The 22,950-nt window shown below is 57.5% G+C and carries 16 protein-coding genes; 10 read left to right on the top strand and 6 right to left on the bottom strand.

What is annotated here, in order from left to right:
• Positions 1–7: 7 nt before the first annotated feature.
• The 7 genes from PG888_RS15170 to PG888_RS15200 all read left to right on the top strand — a co-directional run bounded on the left by PG888_RS15170 (position 8) and on the right by PG888_RS15200 (position 13,563).
• Positions 8–3,298, top strand: a complete 3,291-nt coding sequence (locus PG888_RS15170) for an SNF2-related protein (RefSeq protein ID WP_270693719.1) — start codon at positions 8–10, stop codon at positions 3,296–3,298.
• Positions 3,298–4,032 (top strand): DUF4391 domain-containing protein, encoded by a 735-nt coding sequence (locus PG888_RS15175; RefSeq protein WP_024945965.1) that lies wholly within the window; start codon positions 3,298–3,300, stop codon positions 4,030–4,032. The genes PG888_RS15170 and PG888_RS15175 overlap by 1 nt, the downstream gene beginning before the upstream one ends.
• A complete protein-coding gene (locus PG888_RS15180) occupies positions 4,029–6,731 on the top strand; it encodes an ATP-binding domain-containing protein (protein ID WP_024945964.1) in 2,703 nt (900 codons plus the stop codon). Before PG888_RS15175 ends, PG888_RS15180 begins: the two co-directional genes overlap by 4 nt.
• Positions 6,732–6,815: 84 nt before the next feature.
• Entirely contained in the window at positions 6,816–8,696 is a 1,881-nt protein-coding gene (locus tag PG888_RS15185; protein ID WP_232093650.1) for a site-specific DNA-methyltransferase, read from the top strand.
• A gap of 10 nt (positions 8,697–8,706) precedes the next feature.
• Positions 8,707–9,831 carry an AAA family ATPase gene (locus PG888_RS15190; protein WP_024945962.1) on the top strand — a complete coding sequence of 375 codons (1,125 nt, stop codon included), beginning with the start codon at positions 8,707–8,709 and terminating at the stop codon, positions 9,829–9,831.
• Positions 9,824–10,501, top strand: coding sequence for a DUF4276 family protein (locus PG888_RS15195; protein ID WP_024945961.1), 678 nt, complete (start codon positions 9,824–9,826; stop codon positions 10,499–10,501). Before PG888_RS15190 ends, PG888_RS15195 begins: the two co-directional genes overlap by 8 nt.
• A 2-nt stretch (positions 10,502–10,503) precedes the next feature.
• Positions 10,504–13,563: a type III restriction-modification system endonuclease gene (locus PG888_RS15200; protein ID WP_024945960.1), complete on the top strand. Its 3,060-nt coding sequence runs from the start codon at positions 10,504–10,506 to the stop codon at positions 13,561–13,563.
• A gap of 163 nt (positions 13,564–13,726) precedes the next feature.
• Here the strand turns inward: PG888_RS15200 and PG888_RS15205 are convergent, their stop codons facing one another.
• From PG888_RS15205 to PG888_RS15230, 6 genes are all read right to left on the bottom strand, one after another.
• Positions 13,727–14,071, bottom strand: coding sequence for a type IV toxin-antitoxin system YeeU family antitoxin (locus tag PG888_RS15205; RefSeq protein ID WP_024945959.1), 345 nt, complete (start codon positions 14,069–14,071; stop codon positions 13,727–13,729).
• Positions 14,072–14,169: 98 nt separating this feature from the next.
• Positions 14,170–14,667, bottom strand: coding sequence for a RadC family protein (gene radC / locus PG888_RS15210; RefSeq protein ID WP_043851126.1), 498 nt, complete (start codon positions 14,665–14,667; stop codon positions 14,170–14,172).
• Positions 14,668–14,778: 111 nt separating this feature from the next.
• Positions 14,779–15,204, bottom strand: a complete 426-nt coding sequence (locus tag PG888_RS15215) for a DUF2787 domain-containing protein (RefSeq protein ID WP_043851125.1) — start codon at positions 15,202–15,204, stop codon at positions 14,779–14,781.
• Positions 15,205–15,254: 50 nt separating this feature from the next.
• Entirely contained in the window at positions 15,255–15,833 is a 579-nt protein-coding gene (locus tag PG888_RS15220) for a lecithin retinol acyltransferase family protein (RefSeq protein WP_052497078.1), read from the bottom strand.
• A gap of 85 nt (positions 15,834–15,918) precedes the next feature.
• Positions 15,919–18,243 carry a hypothetical protein gene (locus PG888_RS15225; RefSeq protein ID WP_043851124.1) on the bottom strand — a complete coding sequence of 775 codons (2,325 nt, stop codon included), beginning with the start codon at positions 18,241–18,243 and terminating at the stop codon, positions 15,919–15,921.
• A gap of 55 nt (positions 18,244–18,298) precedes the next feature.
• Positions 18,299–18,847 (bottom strand): recombinase family protein, encoded by a 549-nt coding sequence (locus tag PG888_RS15230; protein WP_043851123.1) that lies wholly within the window; start codon positions 18,845–18,847, stop codon positions 18,299–18,301.
• A gap of 197 nt (positions 18,848–19,044) precedes the next feature.
• Between PG888_RS15230 and PG888_RS15240 the strand changes: the two genes are divergently transcribed.
• Genes PG888_RS15240 through PG888_RS15250 form a run of 3 tightly spaced genes read left to right on the top strand, consistent with a single transcriptional unit; the run spans position 19,045 to position 22,849 of the window.
• On the top strand, positions 19,045–20,724 hold the full coding sequence (locus PG888_RS15240; RefSeq protein ID WP_043851131.1) for a Mu transposase C-terminal domain-containing protein: 1,680 nt from the start codon (positions 19,045–19,047) through the stop codon (positions 20,722–20,724).
• 2 nt (positions 20,725–20,726) lie between these two features.
• A complete protein-coding gene (locus PG888_RS15245) occupies positions 20,727–21,635 on the top strand; it encodes a TniB family NTP-binding protein (RefSeq protein ID WP_043851122.1) in 909 nt (302 codons plus the stop codon).
• Positions 21,632–22,849, top strand: a complete 1,218-nt coding sequence (locus PG888_RS15250; protein ID WP_043851121.1) for a TniQ family protein — start codon at positions 21,632–21,634, stop codon at positions 22,847–22,849. The genes PG888_RS15245 and PG888_RS15250 overlap by 4 nt, the downstream gene beginning before the upstream one ends.
• Positions 22,850–22,950 lie beyond the last annotated feature (101 nt).

Consider the following 22,950-nt stretch of genomic DNA (forward strand, 5'->3'; position numbering starts at 1 on the left):
GAGACTGATGGAGCTTATTGACAACATTAACCGCCTGCTCGGTGACGACCTTAAACAAACTCTCAAACCTGGGGCTCGACTGAAGATCGCGGCTTCTTGCTTTTCGATGTACGCCTTTGAGGCGCTGAAAGCTGAACTTGAGACAATCGACGAGCTAGAGTTCATCTTCACCTCTCCCACCTTTGTTGCCAACGAAGTTACCGACAAGATCCGCAAGGAGCGTAAGGAATTCCACATCCCCAAGCTCGACCGTGAGCGCAGTCTCTACGGTAGTGAGTTTGAAATCCAGTTGCGCAACAAACTCACCCAACGAGCGGTAGCCAAGGAGTGTGCCGACTGGATACGACGCAAGGCGGTGTTCAAGAGCAATCGCACCAAAGCACCTATGCAGCAGTTTGCCTGCGTGCAAGCCAACGACGCCGACATGGCCTATATGCCGTTGCATGGTTTTACCGCCGTCGATCTGGGTTACCAACCGGGCAATGCCATTTCCAATCTGGTGAACAAGATGGATGAGGCCCCCTTTGCCGCCACTTATCTCAGTCTGTTCAACCAGATTTGGCATGATCCTGAGAAGCTGGAGGACGTGACTGCTCAAATTTGTGAACACATAGCCTCGGTGTATCAGGAGAACTCGCCCGAGAGCATCTACTTCCTGATGCTCTACAACATCTTCAACGAGTTCCTTGACGACATCGATGAAGATGTCCTGCCCAATGATCGCACCGGCTATCAGGACACCCTGGTCTGGAACAAGCTTTTCAATTACCAGAAAGATGCCGCCACCGGGATCATCAACAAGCTTGAGACCTACAGTGGCTGCATCCTTGCCGACAGCGTTGGTTTGGGCAAGACCTTCACGGCACTGGCCGTCATCAAGTATTACGAACTGCGTAATCGCTCAGTGCTGGTACTCTGCCCGAAGAAGCTGGCCGACAACTGGCTCAACTACAACCGCAATCTCAAGACCAACCTCTTCGCCCGTGATCGCTTTAACTACGACGTCCTTTGCCACACGGATCTTTCCCGTACCAGTGGTGAGTCTTTCGGTACGCAGTTGAATCGGATTAACTGGGGCAACTACGATCTGGTTGTCATCGATGAGTCTCACAACTTCCGTAACAACAACGCCTACAAAGAAAAAGAGACCCGTTATCAGGCGTTAATGCGCAAGGTGATTCAAGAGGGGGTGAAGACAAAGGTGCTGATGCTGTCGGCCACACCAGTCAACAACCACTTTGCCGATCTCCGCAACCAGTTAGCATTGGCCTACGAGGGTGACTCTGAAAACCTGAGTAAGAAACTGCGCACGAGCAAATCGGTGGAAGAGATCTTCCGTAATGCCCAAAAAGCCTTCAATGCGTGGTCAACACTACCACCTGAAGAGCGCACCGCACGGGCCATTTTGGACTCGCTGGATTTCGACTTTTTCGAGTTGCTCGACAGTGTCACCATTGCTCGCTCACGCAAACATATCCAAACCTTCTACGACACCAAAGACATCGGTCAATTCCCTGAACGACTCAAGCCTTTGTCGTTCCGTTGCCAGTTGACTGATCGCCCAAATGTGTTGGGCTTTAACGAGATTTTCGAGCAACTTTCCCAGCTTAAGTTGGCCGTCTACACGCCAGCGGCTTACCTGTTGCCAAGCAGAGTCCAGAAATACATTGATCGCTATAACGATCAATCTGGCGGTAAGCATGGCAACCTAAGTCTGGTTGGGCGAGAACAAGGTCTACAGGCGTTGATGACAGTGAATCTGCTAAAGCGGCTGGAGGGCTCAGTAGAGTCTTTCCGGTTGACTCTCCAATCACTGCGGACCAACCACGATGCAATGCTCGCCCGAATTGCAGCATTCAACCAAACTGGCGGGGTTGCAACGGTGGGTGACCTTACCGATATCCTGGATAGACTGGATGCTGAAGAAGACGAACTGCCGACGCTGAGCGATGAAGCCGGGGAGATTGGCGGCAAGGTCAAGATCAGTCTGGCGGATATGGACCTGCTATCCTGGGAACATGAACTCAAGCGGGACGTGCAGATCATCGGTGTGTTATTGGAAGAAATGGGCAAAATCACGCCCAAAGACGATGCCAAGTTACAACACCTGAAGGCCCACTTGCTGGAGAAGATTGCCAACCCCATTAACCCCGGCAATAAGAAAATTCTGATCTTCACCGCCTTTGCTGACACTGCCGACTATCTCTACGCCAACCTTGCGCCCGAGATGCTTGCCCGTTTCTCGATTCACACCGCCAAAGTGACTGGCACAGGAGCGCCTCAATCGACCGTTAAACATCGTGGGCAAAGGCGTAGCTATGACTTCCAAGAGCTGCTAACCCTATTTTCGCCACGGTCCAAGGAGAAAGCGGTAGTGATGCCAGATGAACCCGCCGAGGTGGATCTGCTGATAGGCACCGACTGCATCTCCGAAGGGCAAAACCTGCAAGATTGCGACTACCTGATCAACTACGACATTCACTGGAACCCGGTGCGCATCATTCAGCGTTTTGGCCGGGTCGATCGTATCGGCTCGCCTAATAGCTGCATCCAGCTAGTTAACTACTGGCCCGATATCTCGCTCGATGAATACATCAACCTCAAAGAGCGCGTCGAAAGCCGCATGATGATTGCCGATGTGACGGCAACGGGGGACGATAACGTCCTCTCAGCACAGGCCAACGATGTTTCATACCGCAAAGAACAATTGCGTCGGTTGCAAGAAGAAGTGATCGAACTGGAAGAGTTGAAGACCGGTGTATCCATCACCGATCTGGGTCTCAACGATTTTCGGATGGACTTGCTCAATTACGTCAAAGTCCACGGTGACTTGCGTAATGTACCGAGTGGGATGCACGCCGTCGTGCCCGCCAATCCCGACATGGGGCTCCGACCTGGGGTGATTTTCACGCTGCGCAATCGCAACACCGATATCGGCATTAACCAGCACAATCGGTTGCATCCCTACTACCTCGTGTACATCGATAGCGAAGGAGAGGTCGTCCACGATCATACCGAGATCAAGCGCCTGCTCGACCTGGTGAGAACCTGCTGTAAGGGGCAGGCTCAACCCATGACGGCGGTATGCGATCGCTTCAATCAAAACACTGCCGATGGGCGCAAGATGCAGGCTTATTCCGATCTTCTGGGCGCATCCATTCGCTCGATGATCGAGGTAAAGGAAGAGAAGGACCTCGACAGCCTCTTTGGGGGTGGCAAGACCACGGCACTGACCAATACCATCACCGGCCTAGATGATTTCGAGCTGATTAGCTTCCTCGTTATTCAGGAGGAGTAATGAGCCAAAACGCCAGCTGTCAGCATCCCGCGCTGATTGCGTACCCTAAGCAGGCTGCTTTTGGCCGTGTGTTGCCAAAAAGCAAGATCTACGAACACAGCGGCGCGAACGCCCGGCTCAAAGAGTTGTTTGTCGAACAGGTGGAGCAAATCGTCTGGCAATATAAGCTGGCGCCGGAAACCATCAATCTGCCGTCCCGCGCAGCAGTCCCTGAAATCCAAGTATTCAGTATTCAACTGAAAACCGCTGAATTGCACCAGGATGTATTGCGCTGTATCGACGGTGCGGTGCCTTTCCCCATCATCTTCGAGCTGCACCAAGGTGAAGGAGAGCTAGCACAGACCCAAGTAGTGGCTGCGTACAAGCGCCCGGCCATATCGAGTCGGGGAACGAGTGGGAAGGCGGACACTAGCAGTTGGGTGCTATCGGATTACTTCGCAACCAACTGGTTGCCAGCGACGGCAGCACGTTCTTCTTTGCCACTGGGCATCGATATGGCGGTACTATACGAGGCCTTGCTACAGCGCTTGCTCCCACTCGGTGCCCAACCACAAGAGGCGCTGGCCGATCTGATTGTCCGAGTGGAGCAGGTTGCCGCCAAACGCCGCGTTATCGAGAAGGCCCAAGCGCGCATGGCCCGCGAGAAGCAATTCAATCGCCGGGTAGAGATTAACGCGCACTTGCGGCAGCTTAAAAACGAACTTGAAGAATTGACTGGGAGGGATAATGCATGACGCAGAGCTTGAATGAGGAACCGCGGAAGCATATCGAGCAGGTCGCTGGCGAAGCGTTAGCACAACTCGAGAGCATCGCTGATACGGCCAAGGGGAAGCTGAGCGCTGGGCGAACACTGGGTTCCGATGTACTGGCAAGCATCAACACGATGACATCCAGCTCAACCATGCAGAGGCTGGATCAGATCAACCATGCGAACCATGAAAGCTACCAGGTATTGGTGTCAGAGCCCGCAATCGCTCGCGTAGTAGTTGCCGATGAAGAGGGCAAAGAGAAAATCTACTACATCTGTCGCACAACGCCGGTATCGGGCTTTCCCTATTTGGCCAGCTACCGCGCGCCAGTTGGACGCTTGGCCTCGTTGGCAATTGGCGCAGAGTTCACACTACCCAATGGGAGCGTCGTTGAGGTTCTTGAGCGGGCCCAGCTGAGGCCAAATTTGCTTGCTGATGGGTGGGACTCTCGCGACACAGTTATTGAAGCCGAAAATTTTGGGCCGTTCACTATAGAGTCGCTGCGCGCTCTGCTGACCCAGGTTGTGGGGGAAGACGTTACCGAAGACATTCTTGGTCAATTGCTGGCCGAAGAGAACGTCAAGGCCAACATCATCGATGGCGTTCGCCGCAGCGTCATCACCAAGATGGGACTTCGGGATCAGCCCATCCTCGATCAATACCAGGATGAGATTTTCCGCCTCCCTCTCGACAAGCGCCTGTTGATCCTGGGCCCCCCCGGTACAGGCAAGACGACCACCCTGATCCGACGCCTCGGCCAAAAACTCGACACGGCCTTCCTGGAAGAAGGCGAACAACGCCTGGTTGAAACAGTCGCCTCAGTCCAAGGCATTGCGCACGCAAACAGCTGGCTCATGTTCACGCCCACGGAATTGCTCAAGCAATACCTAAAGGAGGCATTTGCGCGTGAAGGTGTTCCCGCCTCGGATCTGCGCATCAGAACGTGGCAAGACTATCGACGCGAGCTGGCCCGAAACGCATTCGGCGTCCTCAGAACGGCTTCTGGCGGCGGTACCTTTGTCCTGAAAGACGGATTGGCCAGCCTGAGCGAGACAGCACTGGAGCGTCCCATTCAATGGTTTGACGATTTCGACGCATGGCAGCGCAAGGCCTATGTGCAGGAGCTGCATGATGCCGCAACCCAGCTCCACGAAGCCAAATCTCCCGAAGTTCTGAATCTCGGTGCTCGCCTGCAAGACATTTTGTCGCGGGCGGTCGATGGCGCACTGGCGGCGATGTTTAGCTCGCTGGCGGTGGAGATTGCCAAAGTACAGGCACTCGTCAGCAGCCTGAAGGAAGGCTCCGACGGCAAGATCAAGGCCGCGCTCAACCTGCAGCTCAACCGCAACCGAGCCTTTCTGGATGAGTTGGCCCGCGTGATAGACAGCCTGCAACAGGCGCAAGCAACGGATACGGACGACCAGGACGACCCCGACGCTGATGAGGAGGAAGACGCCACCGCACCACGCACAGGCCGTGCCGCCGCGCTCAATGCCTATATGCAAGCCGTGCGTGCCCAAGCTCGCGCGGCTGCATCCAAGCGCACAGTCAGCAAGGCATCTCGCAACGGCAAGATCATCGAGTGGTTGGGGGATCGTGGTCTGACAGAAGCGGATCGCGCCGAGGTGGGTGCAAGCCTTCTGGTGCAGGCCAGTGCCCGCCGTTTCGTCAACCCGGTCAAGCGCTACCTCGACGGCATCCCCAAGCGCTACCGGGCATTCAGGCGCGAACGCCAACCGGCAAGCACCTGGTATCGCCACGAAGGCTTTGAGGCACGCGACATCCACCCGCTGGAGTTGGACATCGTCTTGCTCGCGATCTTGCGCGCCGCAGGCGACCTGATCAGTCGGCCCAACGTCCAGCGCGACATCGATAGTCCCGCGTGGTCATCACTCCAGACCATCCTTGGGCATTACCGCAACCAGATCTTGGTGGATGAAGCGACCGACTTCTCGCCCATCCAGCTTGCGAGCATGGCGGCGCTGGCGCATCCGCGTCTGCGCTCATTCTTTGCCTGTGGCGACTTCAATCAGCGCCTGACCACCTGGGGCGCACGCTCTGCTGACGACTTGAAGTGGGTCTTCGCCGATTTCGATATCAAGGAGATCACCGTCTCCTACCGGCAGAGCAAGCAGCTGAACGATCTGGCCCGCGCCATGATCCGCGCAGTCGGAGGAACCGAGCAAGACGCCAGCTTGCCTGCGCATATGGACAGTGTGGGCGTTGCGCCAGCCTTGCTGGAACACGCTACCAACGCAGAATCCATTGTCAGTTGGCTGGCGGATCGCATTCGCGAGATTGAGCGCTTTGTCGGTCAGTTGCCATCCACTGCCATTTTTGTGAACACCGAGGACGACGTTGCCCCGGTGGCCAACGCACTGAACGTCGCCCTGGCGGAGCACAACATCCAGGTCATCGCCTGTCGAGAGGGCCAGGCTGTGGGGCAGGAAAGCAACGTGCGCGTGTTCGACATCCAGCACATCAAAGGCCTGGAATTTGAGGCGGTGTTTTTTGTCGGCATTGACCAGCTCGCCACACTACACCCGGCGCTGTTCGACAAATACCTGTACGTCGGCACCACCCGCGCGGCCACCTACTTGGGCGTGACCTGCCAGGGCACCTTGCCATCTGCCATTGAGAGTCTGCGCACGCACTTTTGCCAGGACTGGCAACAAGACGACTGAATATACACAAACGAAATTGAACAAGTGAACCGCCGAGCATTTTTCTAACAAGGGCGGCGTCAAGAGGAAAAGAACTTGGAAAAAATGAAAATGCACTCGCCCAATCTCTCGCAGGACAATATCACCCGCATTCGCGATCTGTTCCCGGGGTGCGTCACTGAAGCTAAGGGTAAAGATGGCAGCGTAAAGCTGACTGTGGATTTTGATCAGCTGCGACAAGAGCTTTCCGAGTCGATTATTGAAGGCCCGCAGGAGCGTTATCACCTTAACTGGCCGGGCAAGCGCGAAGCCTTGCTCGCAGCCAACGCGCCCATTGCCAAGACACTGCGCCCCTGCCGCAACGAGAGCGTCGATTTTGATACCACCCAGAACCTGTTTATCGAGGGAGATAACCTCGATGCGCTCAAGCTGTTGCAGGAGACGTATCTTGGCAAGGTTAAGCTGATCTATATCGACCCGCCCTACAACACGGGGCGCGATTTTATCTACGACGATGATTACAGCGACGACGTGGGCAGTTACTTGATGCAATCCAATCAGGTCAATGAACAGGGCGCACGACTGGTTGCGAACACGGAAGCCAACGGCCGGTTTCACTCTGACTGGCTGAGCATGATCTATGCCCGGCTTCGGCTGGCACGTAACCTACTCAAAGATGACGGCGTTATCTTCCTTTCCATCGACGATAACGAAGTCGATAACCTGCGCAAGGTGTGCAGTGAAGTCTTTGGTGAAGATAACTTTATTGCGCAAGTAATTTGGCAGAAGGTCTTCTCACCCAAAAATAGTGCTCGTTGGTTTTCAGAAGACCATGACTATGTACTTGTATACGCAAAATCAGCTGAAAATTGGGCTCCAAATCTTTTGCCACAGACGGATGAGATGATTGCTCGGTACAAGAACCCGGATAACGATCCACGCGGCTCTTGGACTTCGGGAGATCTGCAAGCGCGTAATTATTATGGCGATGGAACCTATTCTGTTGTCTGCCCATCAGGCCGTGTTATCGAAGGGCCTGGTAAAGGAATGTATTGGCGCGTTAGCAAAGAAAACTTTGAGCGGCTTGATCAGGAAGCCCGTATCTGGTGGGGGGCTGACGGCAACAATATGCCTCGTCTCAAGCGTTTCTTGACTGAAGTTAAACAAGGTCGAACCCCACAAACCTTCTGGTCATACAAAGAAGTTGGCCACACACAGGATGCCAAGAAGGCGCTCCTTAAATACGTGCAATTTGAGCACACCGAAAACGTGCTGAATTCGGTAAAACCTGTTGAGTTGCTGCAACGGGTGCTGCAACTAGCAGGGCAGCCCAATGACGGTGACATCGTGCTCGACTTTTTCAGCGGTAGTGCATCCACCGCGCACGCAGTGCTTAAGCAGAACGCCGAAGATGGCGGTAACCGCCGCTTTATCGGGGTGCAAATTGCCGAGCCCCTGCCCACGCCCGAAAAGGGTATGGCCTCCATTTTCGAAATGGGGCTTAAACGGATTCGAAATGTCGCAGAAGAGCTTCGTGCGCAAGAAAATGGTGATAAGCGTGATTTGGGATTCCGTGTCCTCAAGATCGACTCCTCCAATATGGCCGATGTCTATTACACGCCCGATGCGCTGGATAAAGCCAACCTCGATCTGTTTGTGGAGAACATCAAGCCGGATCGCACGACGGAAGATCTGTTGTTCCAGGTGATGCTGGATTGGGGCGTTGATCTGGCGCTACCGATCATCAAGGAAGTGGTGCAGGGCAAAGAGGTGTTCTTGGTCGATGGCAATGACACCCAGATGGCGCTAGCGGCTTGCTTCGACGCTAACGGCGGTATCGATGAGACGTTTGTGAAGGCGTTGGCCCAGCGTCAGCCGCTGCGGGTGGTGTTCCGTGATGCGGGCTTTAACAGCAGTGCGGTCAAGATCAACGTGGAGCAGATCTTCAAGCTGCTGTCGCCCGCCACCGACGTGAAGTGTATTTAAGGAGGGCGACATGCCAACTAATCCGACGACGGGCACAGCATTGGATCGTCTGACCATTCGGGGATTTAAATCCATTGAGGCACTGGAGCAGCTTGAGCTCAAACGCCTTAACGTGATTGTCGGGGCCAACGGCGCAGGCAAGAGCAACCTGATCGCCTTCTTTCGGATGCTGCGTGCCCTGATGGATGGCAACCTCAACCGTTTTGTCCGCGATAGCGGCGGGGCGGGTGACCTGTTGTTTAATGGCCGCAAAGTCACATCGTCGATGTTTTTTGAGACCCATTTTGGTACTCGTGGCTACCGCTTTACCCTGGTGCCAACCCCCGGTGATGACTGTGCGCTTGAATCCGAGGCTCGTTACTACGCCGGGAGTTCTTCCGGCTGGTGGATGCTGGGGGACAGTAACGACGGCAAGTCAAAAATGGTTGCCGAAGTGCTGGAAAATAAGGCGGATGCGCCTTTCTCGCGTCCCGTGTATAACGCGATCTCCTCCTGGCAGGTTTATCACTTCCATGACACTAGCCAGAGCGCGGGGATGCGCAATTACGAAATCGTGCAGGACAACAAGGTGCTGCGCATGGACGCCGCCAATATCGGCGCCTTTTTGCTTAAATTGCGCGATCAGCATGGGGATGACTATCGGGCGATCGTCGAGGCGGTGCGCCTCGTCACCCCTTTCTTTGATGACTTTATTCTTGAGCCACGCACTAGCGGCGCACGGGAAGAGGTTAATCTGAGCTGGCTGCAACAAGGGTCTGACTACCCCATGCAGCCTTACCATCTCTCCGATGGCTCTATTCGCTTTATCTGTCTGGCGACGGCCCTGCTGCAACCCAATCCTCCCTCCACCATCATCATCGACGAGCCTGAGCTTGGGCTGCACCCAGCAGCCATCGTCATTCTGGCGGAGCTGATCCAACAGGCTGCCCAGCGTACCCAGGTGATCGTGGCGACCCAATCTCCGGCTCTGCTCGATCAATTTGCCATTGAGGATATCGTGGTCGCCAATCGTAAAGGGGGCGCTTCGACCTTCGAGCGCCTGAGCGAGCAGGACTATGCCCACTGGCTGGAAAACTACTCGGTGGGTGAGCTTTGGACCAAGAATGTGATCGCCGGAGGCCCGCGCTATGAGTGATTACATTGAGGTCTATGCGGTGGTGGAGGGGCGCAGCGAGCAGATCTTCGTTGAGAAGCTGCTAGCGCCTTATCTGGCCGATAAGCAGATTTATATTCAGGCGACCCAGGTAAGCAAACCGGGCCAGAAAGGGGGCGATGTACGTTTTAGCCGTGCCATCAATGACATTGAGGGCTTTCTGAAGCAGCGGCCCGATACCTACGTCACCACGCTGGTGGATTACTACGGTATCAAGGAGTGGCCCGGTCTTGAGAACGTACCCAAGCGGCAGTCCCCAGCCATCATCGCCGCGCATTTGAACCAAGCGACCAAGGCCGAGGTGATCGGTAAGTTTGCGGCCCAGCAAGCCGAACAGCGTTTTATCCCCTATATGGCGATGCACGAGTTTGAGGCGCTGCTGTTTAGTGACAGCGCCATTCTGGCTGACGAGTTGGGCATTGCCGAGGAGCAGGTCCGGCGTGTGCTCGCCGAGTGTGGTGAACCAGAGGCAATCAATAACGGCCCGACCACCGCCCCCTCCAAACGGCTGGATGGTTGGTCCCCAAAGGGGGCGTTTGCCAAAACCACGAAAGGGATCGCCATTGCCGAGCGGATCGGTATTCCCCAGATGCGGGCGCAGTGCCCGCTGTTTGACGGCTGGCTCGGTGAGCTTGAAGCATTGGTAGGATAAGCATGAAACTCAAATTTAAACACCAGCCCTATCAGGCCCATGCGGTGCAGGCGGTCGTCGATATCTTTAAGGGACAACTCCCGGCCTCCGCTGCCGCCATGAGTTACCGTATCGATCCTGGTAAAGCCAAGAAAGGAACAGAAGATCTCTTTGCGGTGGGCGGTGGCTTCAAAAACGCCGATCTCACGCTTAGCGATACCGCTCTGTTGGACAATATCCATCAGGTGCAGCGGGCACAGAACTTGCCGCTGTCAGATGCCTTGGTCAAGACCAAGGTAGCCAAGCTGAACCTCGACATCGAGATGGAAACCGGGACGGGCAAGACCTACTGCTACATCAAGACGATGTTTGAGCTCAACAAGCAATACGGCTGGAGCAAGTTCATCATCGTGGTGCCCAGCATCGCCATTCGCGAAGGGGTGGCCAAGTCGCTGGAGATAACGGCAGATCACTTCCTGGAGACCTATCACAAGAAGGCCCGCTTCTTTATCTACAACTCCAAAGAGCCGCATCATCTGGAGAGCTTTTCATCGGACGCCGGTATCAATGTGATGGTGATCAACGTACAGGCGTTCAATGCGACCGGCAAGGATAACCGCCGCATTTACGAAGTGCTCGATGATTTCCAGTCGCGCCGACCGATCGATGTGATCAGCGCCAACCGCCCCATCTTGATCCTGGATGAGCCGCAGAAGATGGAAGGCGGCAAGACGCTGGATTCGCTGGTGAATTTCAACCCCTTGATGGTGCTGCGTTACTCCGCCACACACAAGACCACGCACAACAAGATCCACCGGCTCGATGCGCTCGATGCCTACAACCAGAAACTGGTGAAGAAGATAGCGGTGCGCGGTATCTCGGTGAAGGGGCTGGCGGGCACCCATGCTTACCTCTATTTGCAGGCCATTGAGATTTCAAACAAAAAGCCGCCGGTGGCGGTGGTGGAGTTCGAGCAAAAGCTGGCTGGCGGTAATATCAAGCGGGTCACCCGCAAGCTCGGCAAGGGCGACAACCTGTTCGATCTGTCCAATGAGCTTGAGCAGTATCGCGATGGATTCGTGGTCTCTGACATCAATGCCAACAGCGATACCTTGAGCTTTACCAATGGTGTTGAGCTGGTGGTGGGCGATGCCATGGGTGATGTGGATGAAAGAACGCTGCGCCAGATCCAGATCCGCGAAGCCATCAAGGCCCACTTCGACAAGGAGATGGTGCTGTTTAGCCAAGGGGTGAAAGTCCTGACGCTCTTTTTCATCGACGAGGTGGCCAAGTATCGTGATTACAGTGCCAGCGATGAGAAAGGCGAGTACGCCCGGATCTTTGAAGAAGAGTACGCGCTCTATCTGAAGGATCTGCTGCGCTATGAGACGCCCTACACCCAGTATCTGAAAGGCATTCCGGCTGAGAAAACCCATAACGGCTATTTCTCTATCGACAAGAAGACCAAACGTGACGTTGATTCCAAGGTGGCGGCTCGCGGCGAGAATGCGGGCCAGTCCGATGATGTGGACGCCTACGATTTGATCCTCAAAGACAAGGAGCGGCTGTTGTCGCTGGCTGAGCCGGTGCGGTTTATCTTCTCGCACTCGGCCCTGCGCGAGGGTTGGGACAACCCCAACGTGTTTGTGATCTGCGCCCTCAAGCACAGCGACAATACGATTTCGCGCCGTCAGGAAGTGGGCCGTGGCTTGCGCCTGGCGGTCAATCAGAATGGGGACCGGATGGATCATCCGGCCACCGTTCACGACATCAACGTGCTGACGGTGGTGGCCAGTGAGAGTTACAAAGACTTCGTGGCAGCGTTGCAACGAGATATCAGTGAATCTCTGTCGGCACGACCACGCATTGCGGATAAGGCATTCTTCACTGGAAAAATGGTCACTACACCAACGGGGTCGGTTGTCGTGACGGAAGACCAGGCGAGCGATATCGAGTTCTATCTGATCCAAAACGGCTATGTGGACAAGAAGCGCAACGTGACCGAGAAGTACCACCAAGCCAAAAAAAATCACGCCTTGGCCGATTTGCCAGAGGAGCTGGCCCCGCTCGGTGAACAGGTATTCAAGCTGGTGGACGGTGTCTTTAGCGAGAGCCAGTTGCCCGATATTGGGGATGACCGCCGCCCGAAGCAGAATCCACTCAACGCCAACTTTGAGAAGCAGGAATTCAAGGCTCTCTGGGATCGCATCAACCGCAAGGCAGCCTACACCGTCGAGTTCGATTCGGACGAGTTGGTGCAGAAGACGATTGCGGTGCTTAACAGCAAGGGCTCAAACGGATTGAAGGTCACGCCGTTGCAATACACCATCCAGCAGGGTGAGCAGATTGGTTCGGTTACCTACGATGGTCTTCAGGAAGGCACCGCTTTTAAGTTGAAGAGTACAGAAACCCAGGCCAACCACACCTCTATCCATTCTGCGGTGAAATACGACCTGATCGGCAAGCTGGCAGAGGGGACGCAGCTCACCCGTCGCACTGTCGCACAGATGCTCAAGGGACTCGATGCCGATGTGTTTGCTCAGTTTAGGACCAACCCGGAGAGCTTTATCGCTGAGGCCATTCGCCTCATCAACGAGCAGAAAGCCACGGTGATCATCGAGCACTTGGCCTATGACCCGACGGAAGACAAGTTCGAGCTGGATATCTTCACGACCGGCCAGAGCAAGCAGGATTTCAGCAAGGCCGGAGAGAAGCTCAAGCGGCATATCTACGACTATGTGGTGACGGATTCCAACATCGAACGGGAGTTCGTCAAAGAACTGGATGCGAGTAATGAAGTGGTGGTCTACGCCAAGCTGCCCCGTGGCTTCTTGATCCCGACGCCAGTCGGCGACTATAACCCCGACTGGGCTATCTCGTTCAAGGAAGGGTCGGTCAAGCACATCTACTTCGTGGCCGAAACCAAGGGATCTATATCGTCAATGGATCTACGGGAGATCGAGAAAACCAAGATCAAATGCGCCCGCAAGTTCTTCGACGAGATGAACCGCCGCTTCGCTCCGGAAAATGTGAAGTACGACGTGGTCGATAGTTTCGGCAAGTTGATGGCGGTGGTGAAGTAATTGGGCTAGATCCCCCCATTTACTGAGCCGCGCATCGCGCAGGTGAAAAAAAGAAGAGCCAGACCGAGTTCAATCGGTCTGGCTCTTCTCATGTAGTTGCTACCGCTAAATGGTTGAATTTCAGCTAGTCAGTTTCAGTGCAAGGGCACCCTCTGTGTCGGCTTTACGCCTCTGTGGCTCGAGCACTGTCGTCTGCTTGCCGGTAGACATCCAGATAGAGGTAACCATAGCTGGCCCTTGGATTGGCCAGGCAGACCCATTCCCCTTGCCTCAATGTCACCAATTTGTCCTGGTCGCTCAGCAATTCCCCTTGCCGAAAGAGGCTGCCAAGGCGCTCAATAAACCCCGGTAAAACGGTGTCGATGTCGGTGAGCCACTGGTCGTCAGCATTGCCATAGACGCCGCTGCGATCCCAGAGTAGGGAGACTCCGCTTCGTTCGACAATGGCCCGTGCGCCAAAACGGGGTTGAACCTGGGTATGTAATCCCCAACTGCCTATCGTGCTCATGTTCTTTACTCCAATTGATGTTCGGTCGTCATACAGGTCACCGCTGGACCCTGGTTTATCACCCGTGTCCCAAGCGGACCTCTTGACTGGCGTAACCGTTACAAATGCCCACGCTCTGCCAGCGACACCACGCCCTCCGCCCCCACCACCAGATGATCCAGCGTGCGGATATCGACCAGCGCTAGGGCGCTTTGCAGTCGCTGAGTGGTCTCGATATCTGCACGGCTGGGTTCTGGGTAACCTGAGGGATGGTTGTGGACCAGCATCAGCGCGGCGGCATTGTGGTGCAGCGCCCGCTTGACCACGTCGCGGGGGTAGACAGTCGCAGCGGAGAGGGTGCCGAGAAACAGCTCCTCGTAGGCCAAGATCCGGTGCTGGTTATCGAGGAACAGTGCGGCGAACACTTCGCGATCCCGCGTTTGCAGCAGCCCTTGTAGCGCTTGGTGGGCCAGATGCTTGTCGGTGAGGGCTACGCCTTTGGCGAGCTTCTGGCGGGCCAACGCCTGGGCGATGGTGAGCAAGTCGTCGTCGGTGACTAAGTCGGTCACCCGATAGGTGCCGGGTTGCTCCCCGGCGGTGAGTTTCTGATGCAACATGATTGATCCTCCAAAGCGTTCGCCCCACTGGCCGATGGGGGCCGGTGGGGTGTGCTTTTTTGCGATAAAGGGGGGATTGCGGTGAGTGGGTCAGCGGATTACCGATACTTCCTAGTTCCCGCTGACGGTGACGCTGAAGCACTCCAGTCCGCAGTAGGCGATGAAGTTGCGCTGCCACAGCGCGAACAGCTCTCGCGCCTCTGCCAGCCGGAGCGGCCCCCAGCCCTGCATAACGTGCTCGCCGTCGAGGAAGTTGAAATCAAGCTCTTTACAAAGCTCCGCATCTTGCCCCAGCCCCTGATAGCTGAAATCAGTGACGTAATCGAACAGCCAATCGTCGAGACCACGTACCAAGCGGATCTCGACCGGATGAACGCCGCCTTGCTCGGCGCTGTAACCGGGGTTGCGGAAGTGGAAGGTGAGCTGGGTGCAACGCACCAGGTCGAGGTTGGTACGCTCTGCTTCTTGGTTGAGCAGGATCAGCAGCGCCTGACTCACGGGCAGGCTGATACCGTCCTGGTTGAAGATGATGGTCATGGGATTTTTCCTTGCGTGGTGATGAAGTGGTTGAGCGATGAATGAAGGGGTTAGTCATCGGTGAGCCATTTAAATAACCGGTGTGTGCCATAGGCGACCGCAACGCCCACGGCCAGCGGTGCCCATGCCGGGGCGCTGATGGCGGTGACAGACAAGATGGTGCTGCTGGTCGCCGGAACGCTGGCCAAGCTGGCGGAGGCCCCCATCAAGGCGCTGGTGATGGCCTGACTGCCTTGGCTGGATTTAAGCAACTGGCTGCCGGTGGCCGCGAGGGCGGTGGTGGCCTGGTTCACCTGGGGTGAGCTGTGCCGGTCCTCAATGCACCACTGCACAAAGTGCTCGCAGTTGTTAAAGAGCAGGTGATAGTCCTGCTCGCCCAAGCGGGAGAACGCCCGTGCCACGCACTCTTCCGGACTGAACGGACGGCTTGGGTGAGAGAGCACCTGTAGCGGCTGCTCGCTGTGAAAATCATCGAGCGAGCACAGAACGATTTGGCCTGTCCGGTCATCGTTGGCAAACGGTCCCTGGTAGTGGATCACCTGCCTGTCGCCGACATAGAGACCGTGGTGGCTGTAGCCGAGGCGCTGGACGGCGAGGTGGTCGCCGAGGTTGAGAGGGGGCATGGTCATAGCGGTTCCTTATGAACTGAAAATGAAAAAGGGCGTCACCATGTGGTGACGCCCTGTGGGATTTATGTTGTCGAACGAGTGAGGCTTACTGTTTGGTGAAGGTGAGCTGGGTACGCTCGAATGGGGCCTCCCGGTAGATGTTGGCGCCATCGGCAAAGAATTGCAGCTCTGCCTGGAAGGTTGTGCCGTTGAACGGTGTGGTCACGCGCAGCAGATATTGCTGCGCCACATCGACACCATCGCAGACCACGCTCACTACCATGTCCCCGCCAACCGGTGCGAACAGCAATTCCTGACGCACGGTGGCGGGGTCGCCGCCACAGATACCCTGGCTGATACCCGCCTCACGGCTGGCCTTGAAGCTCAGCGGCGCGGTGCCAAACAGCAGTTCGGCGAACTCTTGGCCATCTGGGCTGGTATCGCTGCTCTGCACGCTCCAGCGCAGCGGCGAGCTGAAGAGCCCTTCTGCGAAAGTGGGCGTGCTGATGGCATTACCGCCATCAACCGCCGTGGTCTGCGTGGCGCTGGGCAAGCCGTTGGATTGCACGAGCTTGACGGTTGCCTTCAGTTCCAACGCGTCACCTTGCATGACCTGGTGTGGCAGTGGCCAGACATCGGCAAGGTCGGCAACGGGGGTGTAGTGATGGGTGGCAGTCAGGGTCTGGCTGGCACTATCAAACTGCCAGTCCTGAGTCATAAACGGCGTGCTATTGCCCGCGTATTTCAAGAACAATGGCTTGGTCAGCCCATCAGGCTGCTGTACATCCAACTGGTAGAAGCGATTAGCGAGGGTGAAGCCATTCGCCTGCTTCTGGTGATCCTGCTCCAGATAGGCCCCGGCCAGCGAGCGCCAGCGGGTCGGGTTGTAGTTTTGCAGCTCGACCTTGCCAAAGCCGGGGATGCTGCTGTCGAGTTCGGTCGCCGCGCACCCGCCACAAATCGGCTGGGCCAATTTGATGGCGCTGTCACCGGTATGGCTCAGCTTGTCATCGCGGGTGAGGTTGAAGGGAGACTGACCCAACGCTGGGGCGTTGATGGTCAGAGCCTGGTTATCCAGTTGGTTCACAAACTGCGTATCCCCTTGCACAGTGACAACGCTGGTGCGGGTTTCGTAGCTGCTGGGGGGGCCATTGGGATTGATGGGGTCTTCCCCTCTGAGCCAGAAGGTCAGGGCGCGGTGCTGTGTCCATGCGCCCTGGCTGTCGAGGTTCTCCTGGTCATCGCTTTGCAGGACATTGCCTACACACTGGTCGAGCGCCGTCAGGCTTGGATTGGCTTGCCAGCGGGCGAACTCGGCCTGGATGTCGAAGCCTTCGCAATAACTATCCTCAGGCAACGGGGCCGTGTCATGGGGAACGGGCGTGCCCTCGTTGGTGAACTCCGTGGTGTGGTAGCTGTAGAGACCATTCGCATCCTGACTGAAGGTGCCGCTGCGGATACTCTCGCCTTTGACGGTGGCATTGCCGCTCTCGTCGTAGGTCCAGTCCCAAGCGGAGTGCAGGCTATATTGCTTGCTGTCCCAGTTCTTGTGCTCCTCGTCGATAAAGCGGCGCAGTGGCTGCTGGGCATCGTAGCCTCCCTGCTCATCGAGCAGCCAGCGGGTGCTCTCGGTGCGGGTCGTCTCGATGGCCTCAACCCGTTTGGTGTAGACAACCTCTTGCAGGCGGATTAGCTGCCAGATGTCCTGATTGCGGTTGTACTCGCGCAGGTTGCGAATGCTAACCGTGACCGATTGCCATCCTTGCGGGTTGCTGGTGGCAAGGGCCGCCGCCAGCTTGGCTTGCAGGGTGCTTGCCTCAACGAGTTGCTGCTCTTTGGTGGCTGCCTCTTCAGCCAGGGCCGCACTGTGTTCGTCACCCGCCGCCAGATAGTCGCCAAACAGCTTCTGTTCGCTGGCCTCTTGAGTCGTCAGTCCCAGCTCGCTGGCAATCAGTTGTTTCTCCTTGGTGGCGATGCTGGATTGATAGTGGGTCTTGCGCTGCTCAGGGTCGGTTCGGGTGACCAAATCGTGGGTATAGGGGCTGACCACAAACTCGGCACCGTCAACGTAACCGAACAGGGTTGGGGTAGCGGCGGCCCGAGCAGCAGCCTTCAGCGAGGTGGCAGGAGCAGCAAGAATAGCCCATGCCTGACGGGCGTCGGCTTGCTGCGTTTCTGGCAGGGTGAAGCTGAAACGCCCCTGACTGTCGGTGGTGGTCTGCGGTTCGCCGTTGTCACATTGCTGGTTGGCGTTGAGGTCCAGGCAGGCGGCTTGCCCAGCCAGATAGTCGCCGGAGAGGGCGCGACCGGTTAGGGTGATATCGGCAGGAGCGCCATTGCCGCCATTATCACTACTGCTGTTGTCGCTGCCACCGCCGCAAGCACTGAGGACCAACGCGGCAATTAACGAGAGATGATGATGTTTTTTCATTATTTTTCTTCCTTGTGTTGAATACGAATCCGATGCGCCAGGAGATACCCCGGCATTATTTTTCTGTTGTCCTGAGGATGCGTTGCACGCTGGAAATGCTGATCCCCGTCTGCCTCGCGATCTCGGCCCTGGGTAACCCTCGCTTGGCTAGCGCCAGCACCTCGCGCCCCTTTGCCATCGCGGTGGGCTTGCGGCCCTTGTAGGCCCCACGCCGTTTGGCGAGCTCAATCCCCTCGGCTTGGCGTTCCAGCATCAGCTCCCGCTCGAAGGTGGCGATGGCGCCGATCATGGTCAGCATCAACTTGCCGGTCGGGGTTGAGGTGTCGACGCCTAGGTTCAAGATGCGCAGGGCCACTTGTCGCTGTTGCAGGTACTCCGAAATTTCCAACAGGTGGCGAGTGTTGCGTGCCAGGCGATCCAGCTTGGTCACCATCACCACATCCCCCTCATTCACACAATCCAACAGCAGGGCGAGTTGGGGCCGGTCATCGCTGGCGCCGCTCACCTTCTCTTGGAAAATCTTGCTGCACTCGGCCAGCGCTTGAAGCTGGGTATCCAGGCTCTGGCCTACCGTGCTCACGCGTGCATAACCTACCAGTGCCATGGTCTCCTCCCGGTCAATAGGGCAAGCCCTAGTGACACTCACGAAATAGGCACCTTTGTCATTTTCAGAAGACGACTGCACCAGTTGATTGGGCGTAATGGCTGTTGTGCAGCCAGCTCCTGACAGTTCAATATCAGAAGTGATCTGCACCAATCTCGACTATGCTCAATACTCGTGTGCACCAAAGCGAGGTGAGCATGGCGACGGACACCCCACGGATTCCAGAACAAGGCGTGGCCACTCTGCCTGATGAGGCTTGGGAGCGTGCGCGCCGTCGTGCGGAGATCATCGGCCCGTTGGCGCAGTCGGAGACGGTCGGGCACGAAGCGGCCGATATGGCGGCTCAGGCGCTGGGCTTGTCTCGGCGGCAGGTGTACGTTCTGATCCGGCGTGCCCGGCAAGGCAGCGGCCTCGTGACGGATCTGGTGCCCGGCCAGTCCGGTGGAGGTAAAGGTAAGGGGCGCTTGCCGGAACCGGTCGAGCGCGTCATCCACGAGCTACTGCAAAAGCGGTTCCTGACCAAGCAGAAGCGCAGCCTAGCGGCCTTTCACCGCGAAGTCACTCAGGTGTGCAAGGCTCAAAAACTGCGAGTGCCGGCGCGCAATACCGTGGCCTTACGGATCGCTAGCCTTGACCCGCGCAAGGTCATTCGCCGACGGGAAGGCCAGGATGCCGCTCGTGACCTACAAGGTGTTGGCGGCGAGCCTCCTGCCGTGACCGCGCCGCTGGAGCAGGTGCAGATAGACCATACGGTCATCGACCTGATCGTAGTCGATGAGCGCGACCGGCAACCGATTGGCCGCCCGTACCTGACCCTAGCCATCGACGTGTTCACCCGCTGCGTGCTCGGTATGGTCGTCACGCTGGAAGCGCCGTCTGCCGTCTCGGTCGGTCTGTGCCTGGCGCATATCGCCTGCGACAAGCGTCCCTGGCTGGAAGGGCTGAACGTGGAAATGGACTGGCCGATGAGCGGCAAGCCCATACTGCTTTACTTGGACAACGCGGCCGAGTTCAAGAGCGAAGCGCTGCGCCGTGGCTGCGAGCAGCATGGCATCCGGCTGGACTATCGCCCGCTGGGACAGCCCCACTATGGGGGCATCGTGGAACGGATCATCGGCACGGCGATGCAGATGATTCACGACGAACTGCCGGGAACGACCTTCTCCAACCCTGACCAGCGCGGCGACTACGATTCCGAAAACAAGGCCGCCCTGACGCTGCGCGAGCTAGAGCGCTGGCTCACATTGGCGGTCGGCACCTACCACGGTTCGGTGCACAACGGCCTGCTCCAACCGCCGGCCGCGCGCTGGGCCGAGGCCGTGGCGCGTGCCGGCGTACCGGCCGTCGTCACTCGCGCCACAGCTTTTCTGGTCGATTTTCTGCCCATCCTCCGCCGCACCCTGACCCGCACTGGCTTCGTCATCGACCACATCCACTACTACGCTGACGCGCTCAAACCGTGGATCGCTCGGCGCGACCGTTTACCCGCCTTCCTGATCCGGCGCGACCAGCGCGACATCAGCCGCATCTGGGTGCTGGAACCGGAGGGGCAGCACTACCTGGAAATTCCCTACCGTACCTTGTCACATCCGGCTGTCACCTTGTGGGAACAACGGCAGGCGCTGGCGAAACTGCGGCAGCAAGGGCGCGAACAGGTGGATGAGTCGGCGCTGTTCCGCATGATCGGCCAGATGCGTGAGATTGTGACCAGCGCGCAGAAGGCCACACGCAAGGCGCGGCGTGACGCGGATCGCCGCCAGCATCTCAAGACATCAGCTCGGCCGGACAAGCCCGTTCCGCCGGATACGGATATTGCCGACCCGCAGGCAGACAACTTGCCGCCCGCCAAACCGTTCGACCAGATTGAGGAGTGGTAGCCGTGGACCAATATCCCATCATCGACCTGTCCCACCTGCTGCCGGCGGCGCAGGGGCTGGCTCGGCTGCCGGCGGACGAGCGCATCCAGCGCCTTCGCGCCGACCGCTGGATCGGCTATCCGCGCGCGGTCGAGGCGCTGAACCGGCTGGAAGCCCTTTATGCGTGGCCAAACAAGCAACGCATGCCCAACCTGCTGCTGGTCGGCCCGACCAACAATGGCAAGTCGATGATCGTCGAGAAGTTCCGCCGCACCCACCCGGCCAGCTCCGACGCCGACCAGGAGTACATCCCAGTGTTGGTCGTGCAGATGCCGTCCGAGCCGTCCGTGATCCGCTTCTACGTCGCGCTGCTCGCCGCGATGGGCGCGCCGCTGCGCCCACGCCCACGGTTGCCGGAAATGGAGCAACTGGCTCTGGCACTGCTGCGCAAGGTCGGTGTGCGTATGCTGGTGATCGACGAACTGCACAACGTCCTGGCCGGCAATAGCGTCAACCGCCGGGAATTTCTCAACCTGCTGCGCTTTCTCGGCAACGAGCTGCGCATTCCGCTGGCCGGGGTCGGCACACGCGACGCCTATCTGGTCATCCGTTCGGACGATCAGTTGGAGAACCGGTTCGAGCCGATGCTGCTGCCGGTATGGGAGGCCAACGACGATTGCTGCTCACTGCTGGCCAGCTTCGCGGCTTCGCTCCCGCTACGGCGACCTTCGTCGATTGCCACGCTGGATATGGCCCGCTACCTGCTCACGCGTAGCGAGGGCACCATTGGCGAGTTGGCACACCTGTTGATGGCAGCGGCCGTCGCCGCCGTGGAGAGCGGAGAGGAAGCGATCAACCACCGCACGCTCGGCATGGCCGATTACACCGGACCCAGCGAGCGGCGTCGGCAATTCGAGCGGGAACTGATGTGAAGCCAGCGCTGCGCTGGCCATTGCATCCGGCTCCCAGGGAAGGCGAAGCCCTGTCTTCGTGGCTCAACCGCGTGGCCCTTTGCTATCACATGGAACTGTCCGAGCTGCTGGAGCACGATCTTGGCTACGGTCAGGTCGATGACTTGGACACTGCGCCACCACTGTCGCTGCTGACGATGCTCTCCCAGCGGAGCGGCATCGAGCTGGACCGGCTGCGCTGTATGAGTTTCGCCGGATGGGTGCCTTGGCTACTGGACAGCCTTGATGACAAGATTCCAGACGCCTTGGAAACCTATGCATTTCAGCTCTCGGTGCTGCTGCCAAGACTCCGCCGAAAGACACGATCCATCACGAGCTGGCGTGCCTGGCTGCCCGGCCAGCCGATACACCGCGCCTGTCCGCTCTGCCTAAACGATCCAGAGAACCAAGCCGTACTGCTCGCTTGGAAGCTGCCCCTGATGCTGAGCTGCCCGCTGCATGGCTGCTGGCTGGAATCCTATTGGGGAGTGCCTGGGCGGTTTCTCGGCTGGGAGAACGCCGACGCCGAACCGCGCACCGCCAGCGACGCGATTGCGGCGATGGATCAGCGTACCTGGCAGGCACTGACGACCGGTCACGTGGAGCTGCCGCGCCGACGCATCCACGCCGGATTGTGGTTTCGACTTCTTCGCACGCTGCTCGATGAGCTGAACACCCCGCTTTCCGCGTGCGGAACCTGCGCGGGGTATCTCCGCCAAGTCTGGGAAGGCTGCGGGCATCCGCTGCGTGCTGGGCAAAGTTTGTGGCGACCGTATGAAACCTTGAACCCGGTAATACGGTTACAGATGCTGGAGGCGGCGGCAACGGCAATCAGCTTGATTGAGGTGAGGGACATCAGCCCGCCAGGCGAGCAGGCAAAGCTGTTCTGGTCAGAACCCCAAACAGGTTTCACCAGTGGCCTGCCGACGAAAACGCCGAAGCCCGAACCCATCAATCACTGGCAGCGTGCAGTCCAGGCCATCGACGAGGCCATCATTGAAGCGCGGCACAACCCCGAGACGGCACGCTCACTGTTCGCGTTGGCTTCCTATGGTAGGCGCGACCCCGCTTCCCTGGAACAGTTGCGCGCCACCTTCGCGAAGGAAGGTATCCCCGCGGAATTTCTGTCACATTATGAGCCTGACGGACCCTTTGCGTGTCTTAGACAGAATGACGGGTTAAGTGACGAATTTTGACGGCCTGAGCTTTCCGGCACACAATGTCACATAATCGAACGTATACGTGACGGGTGAAAAGGTGCTGATCGGCTACATGCGGGTATCGAAGGCGGACGGAT

The organism is Aeromonas sp. QDB23 (assembly GCF_027707745.1).
Lineage (GTDB): Bacteria > Pseudomonadota > Gammaproteobacteria > Enterobacterales > Aeromonadaceae > Aeromonas > Aeromonas allosaccharophila.

What these genes read in the sequence shown, in the direction of transcription:
- PG888_RS15170 (WP_270693719.1), top strand. Translation starts at nt 8, where the DNA reads ATGGAGCTTATTGACAACATTAACCGCCTGCTCGGTGACGACCTTAAA.
- PG888_RS15175 (WP_024945965.1), top strand. Translation starts at nt 3,298, where the DNA reads ATGAGCCAAAACGCCAGCTGTCAGCATCCCGCGCTGATTGCGTACCCT.
- PG888_RS15180 (WP_024945964.1), top strand. Translation starts at nt 4,029, where the DNA reads ATGACGCAGAGCTTGAATGAGGAACCGCGGAAGCATATCGAGCAGGTC.
- PG888_RS15185 (WP_232093650.1), top strand. Translation starts at nt 6,816, where the DNA reads ATGAAAATGCACTCGCCCAATCTCTCGCAGGACAATATCACCCGCATT.
- PG888_RS15190 (WP_024945962.1), top strand. Translation starts at nt 8,707, where the DNA reads ATGCCAACTAATCCGACGACGGGCACAGCATTGGATCGTCTGACCATT.
- PG888_RS15195 (WP_024945961.1), top strand. Translation starts at nt 9,824, where the DNA reads ATGAGTGATTACATTGAGGTCTATGCGGTGGTGGAGGGGCGCAGCGAG.
- PG888_RS15200 (WP_024945960.1), top strand. Translation starts at nt 10,504, where the DNA reads ATGAAACTCAAATTTAAACACCAGCCCTATCAGGCCCATGCGGTGCAG.
- PG888_RS15205 (WP_024945959.1), bottom strand. Translation starts at nt 14,071, where the DNA reads ATGAGCACGATAGGCAGTTGGGGATTACATACCCAGGTTCAACCCCGT.
- radC (WP_043851126.1), bottom strand. Translation starts at nt 14,667, where the DNA reads ATGTTGCATCAGAAACTCACCGCCGGGGAGCAACCCGGCACCTATCGG.
- PG888_RS15215 (WP_043851125.1), bottom strand. Translation starts at nt 15,204, where the DNA reads ATGACCATCATCTTCAACCAGGACGGTATCAGCCTGCCCGTGAGTCAG.
- PG888_RS15220 (WP_052497078.1), bottom strand. Translation starts at nt 15,833, where the DNA reads ATGACCATGCCCCCTCTCAACCTCGGCGACCACCTCGCCGTCCAGCGC.
- PG888_RS15225 (WP_043851124.1), bottom strand. Translation starts at nt 18,243, where the DNA reads ATGAAAAAACATCATCATCTCTCGTTAATTGCCGCGTTGGTCCTCAGT.
- PG888_RS15230 (WP_043851123.1), bottom strand. Translation starts at nt 18,847, where the DNA reads ATGGCACTGGTAGGTTATGCACGCGTGAGCACGGTAGGCCAGAGCCTG.
- PG888_RS15240 (WP_043851131.1), top strand. Translation starts at nt 19,045, where the DNA reads ATGGCGACGGACACCCCACGGATTCCAGAACAAGGCGTGGCCACTCTG.